This window comes from Kitasatospora sp. NPDC058406 (assembly GCF_042722765.1).
Classification (GTDB): domain Bacteria; phylum Actinomycetota; class Actinomycetes; order Streptomycetales; family Streptomycetaceae; genus Kitasatospora.
Window position 1 is genome coordinate 1 of sequence record NZ_JBHXKE010000420.1, and the last position, 4,435, is coordinate 4,435.

At 77.5% G+C, this 4,435-nt stretch carries 1 protein-coding gene; it reads left to right on the forward strand.

The annotated features are described in order from the left end of the window. Positions 1-4,435 (forward strand): SDR family NAD(P)-dependent oxidoreductase (locus tag ACFWOG_RS39830; RefSeq protein ID WP_380364539.1); only part of this gene is annotated, 4,435 nt, incomplete at both ends.

The window sequence follows — 4,435 nt, forward strand, 5'->3', positions numbered from 1 at the left end:
TCACGGGGACGTTGCGGCGTGAGGACGGTGCGTGGGACCGGGTCCTGCTCTCGGCCGCCGAGCTGTACGTCCGCGGGGTCGGGGTGGACTGGTCGACGGCGTTCGCCGACGCCGGCACCCTGCGGCCCTCCGACCTCCCCACCTACCCCTTCCAGCACGAGCACTACTGGCTCCGGCCCGGCCGCGCCGCGGGCGACCTCGCGGCCGTCGGCCTGGACAAGGCAGGCCACCCGCTGCTGGAGGCCGGGCTGCTGCTCGGCTCCGAGGAGGGCGCCGTCTTCACCGGCCGGATCACCGAACGCACCCTGCCCTGGCTGGTCGACCACCGGGTCGGCGGCGCGACCCTGCTGCCCGGCACCGCGCTGCTGGACGCACTGGTGCACGTCGGGCACCGGCTCGGCGCGCCCACGGTCGAGGAACTGACCATATCCGCCCCGATCGTCGTCCCCGAGGGCGGCGGCATCGACCTCCAGGTCCACGTCGGCGAGGCCGAGGACGGCCGCCGCGCCGTCCGGCTGCTCACCCGGACCGGCCCCGGCCTGCCGTGGAGCGGGAACGCCACCGGCACGCTCGCCCCCGAGGGCCCGGAGCCCGCCGCCGCCGAGGAACTGACGGCCTGGCCGCCCGCCGGGGCCCGCCCGCTCGACCTCGACGGCCTCTACGACCGGCTCACCGTCGCCTACGGCCCCGCGTTCCACGCGGTCGAGGCCGCCTGGCTCGCCGACGGTCGCCTCTACGCCCAGCTCCGCCTCCCCGAGGCCGTGACCGACGCGGCCGCGTACGGGCTGCACCCGGCCCTGCTGGACGCCGCCCTGCACCCGCTCGGCGAGGCCGGCTTCTTCCCCGGCGCCGCCGTGCCGCGGCTCGCCTTCTCCTGGGCCGGGGTGCGCCTGCACGCCGCCGGGGCCGAGGTCCTGCGGGTCGTCGTCGCCGCCTCCGGGCCCGACACCCTCTCCATCCGGGCCGCCGACGAGACCGGCGCACCCGTCGTCGACGTCGAGGCCCTCACCGTGCGGCCGGTGGACCCGAGCAGCCTGGGCGCCGCCTCCGACGCGGCCCTGTTCGAGGTCGACTGGGTCCCGGCAACCGAAGCGGCACCCGAAGCGACACCCGAAGCGGAACCTGAAACGACATCCGGAGCGGCTGACGGGACGGCCGCCGAGGCGACCCCCGCCGGCACGGCCTGGGTGCTCCACGACGAGCTGCCCGCCGACGGACCGCTGCCGCCCCTCGTCGTGCTGCCCGCCGGCCTCGGCGTGCCGACCGACGGTGTCCCCGAGCGCGCCCACGCCGTCGGCCACGACGTCCTGCGGGCCCTCCAGTCCTGGCTGGCGGACGAACGGACGGCCGACTCCCGGCTCGTCGTCGTCACCCGGCGCGGGGAACTCGTCCAGGAGCCCGTCCGGGGCCTGGTGCGGACCGCGCAGTCGGAGAACCCGGGCCGCTTCGTCCTCGTGGAGGGCGACGACCCGGCAGCCGCCGCCGAGGCGGTGGCCGCCACGGCGGACGAGCCGCAGATCGCGGTGCGCGACGGGCGGCGACTCGTCGCCCGGCTGCGCCGCGCGGCGCAGCCGGCCCCCGAGGTCCCGTCCCCGCTGGCGGGCGGCACCGTCCTGGTCACCGGCGTCACCGGTGGCCTCGGCCGCCTGGTGGCCCGCCACCTCGCGGCGGTCCACCGCGTCGCCGATCTGGTCCTGGTCTCCCGCTCCGCCGTCCCCGCCGACCTGCTCGCCGAACTCGCGGCGGACGGCACCCGCGTCCGGTCCGAGACGGTGGACGCCGCCGACCGCGAGGCGCTGGCGGCGGTCGTCGACTCCGTCGCGGACCGCCTCACCGGCGTCGTCCACGTCGCCGGGATCGTGGACGACGGCGTCATCGAGGCGCTGGACGGCGCCAAGTGGCACAGCGTGCTGCGCCCCAAGGTCGACGCCGCCTGGCACCTCCACGAACTCACCGCCGGGCTCGGCCTCGCCGTCTTCGCGCTCTACTCCTCCGCCTCCGGCGTCCTCGGCGGCTCCGGCCAGGGCAACTACGCGGCCGGCAACGCCTTCCTGGACGGTCTGGCCGTCCACCGGCACGCCCTCGGACTGCCCGCCGTGTCACTCGCCTGGGGCCTGTGGGCCGAGGCCGGCGGCATGGGCGGCCGTCTGAGCGACACCGACCTCGCCCGGATGGCCCGGGGCGGCACCCGTCCGCTCTCCGCCGAGCAGGGCCTGGCCCTCTTCGACGCCGCGATCACCGGCGACCGGGCGGCCGTGGTGCCGATCCGGCTCGACGTCACCGGCGTCCGCGGCGACGACCTCCCGCCGCTCCTGCGCGGGCTGGCGCCGGCCGCCCGCGCGCCCCGCGCCCTGCGACGGGCCGCCGCCCGGTCCGCCGGGGCCGGTGCCGACACCCTCGCCCGGCGGCTGGCGGGCCTCGCCGCCGCCGAGCGCGACGAGGTGCTGCTCGCCCTCGTCCGCGACACCGCCGCCACCGTGCTCGGTCACGGCTCGGCCGGGTCCCTGGACGTCGAGAAGCCGTTCAAGGACCTGGGCATCGACTCGCTGACCGCCGTCGAGCTGCGCAACGGGCTCGGCGCCGCCACCGGGCTGCGGCTGCCCGCCACGCTGGTGTTCAACTACCCGACGCCGAAGGCCCTCGCGGCCCACCTCACCACCGAGCTGGTCGGCGAGGAGACCGCCGCACCGGCCGCCGCGCCCGTCCCGGCGGTGCGCGCCGCCGAGGCCGACGACGAACTCGTCGCGATCGTCGCCATGGGCTGCCGCTTCCCCGGCGGCCTCGACTCCGCCGAGGACCTCTGGCGCTTCGTCGCCGCCGGAGGAGACGCCGTCTCGGGACTGCCCACCGACCGCGGGTGGGACCTCGACGGCAGCTACGATCCCGACCCCGACGTGCCCGGCCGCACCTACGTGCGCGGCGGCGGGTTCCTGCCCGGCATCGCCGACTTCGACGCCGCCTTCTTCGGGATCAACCCCCGCGAGGCGCTGGCGATGGACCCGCAGCAGCGGCTGCTGCTGGAGGTCGCCTGGGAGACCCTGGAGCGGGCCGGTCTCGACCCGACCGCCCTGCGGGCCACCCCCACCGGCGTCTTCATCGGCACCCACGGCCAGGACTACGGCACCCAGGGCACCGGCGGCCAGGCCGACGAGGGCTACCTCGTCACCGGCAACGCGGGCAGCGTGCTGTCCGGCCGGCTCTCCTACGCCCTCGGCCTGGAGGGGCCCGCGATCACCGTCGACACCGCCTGCTCCTCCTCGCTGGTCGCCCTGCACCTGGCCGCCCAGGCCCTGCGCAGCGGCGAGTGCACGCTGGCGCTGGCCGGCGGCGCCTCGGTGATGTCCACCCTGGAGGGCCTGGTCGGCTTCTCCCGGCAGCGCGGCCTGGCCACCGACGGCCGGAGCAAGGCGTTCGCGGACGCCGCCGACGGGTTCGGGATGTCCGAGGGCGTGGGTCTGCTCCTGCTGGAGCGGCTGTCGGACGCGCGACGGCTCGGCCACGAGGTCCTGGCCGTCGTCCGGGGCTCGGCCGTCAACCAGGACGGTGCGTCGAACGGCCTGACCGCGCCCAACGGCCCCTCGCAGGAGCGGGTCATCCGGGCCGCGCTCGCCAACGCCGGACTGGCCGCCGGCGACGTCGACGCCGTCGAGGCGCACGGCACCGGCACGCCGCTCGGCGACCCGATCGAGGCGCACGCCCTGCTCGCCACCTACGGCAGGGGCCGCCCGGCCGAACAGCCGCTGTGGCTGGGCTCGGTGAAGTCCAACATCGGGCACACCCAGGCCGCGGCCGGTGCGGCCGGTGTGATCAAGATGGTCGAGGCGCTGCGCCACGGCGTACTGCCGAAGACCCTCCACATCGACGCGCCCTCCTCGCACATCGACTGGTCCTCGGGCGGCATCGCCCTGCTCACCGAGGACCGGGAGTGGCCCGAGGGCGACCGCCCGCGCCGGGCCGCCGTCTCGGCCTTCGGCGTGAGCGGCACCAACGCCCACGTCATCCTGGAGCAGGCCGAGCCGGCCGAGCAGGCCGCCGCGCAGCCCGCCCCCGAGGCCGCAGCCGGCGCGAACGAGGACGAGAACGCCGACGCGGCCGGGGACGGCGCGGCCCCCTGGGTGCTCTCCGGTGCCTCGGAGGCCGCCCTGCGGGCACAGGCCGCCCGGCTGGCGGCGTACGCGGACGAGCGCCCCGACGTGGACCGCGCGGCGACCGCCCGTGCCCTCGTCACGGCCCGCTCCCGCTTCCCCGAGCGAGCGGTCGCCGTCGGCGCCGACCCGGCCGGACTCGCCGACGCCCTGCGGGCGCTGTCCTCCGGCGAGGCTGCGCCCGGGTTGGTGGCGGGCCGTGCGGAGGTGGCGGGCCGGTCGGTGTTCGTGTTCCCGGGTCAGGGTTCGCAGTGGGTGGGGATGGGCCGGCGTCTGTCGGCCGAGTCCCC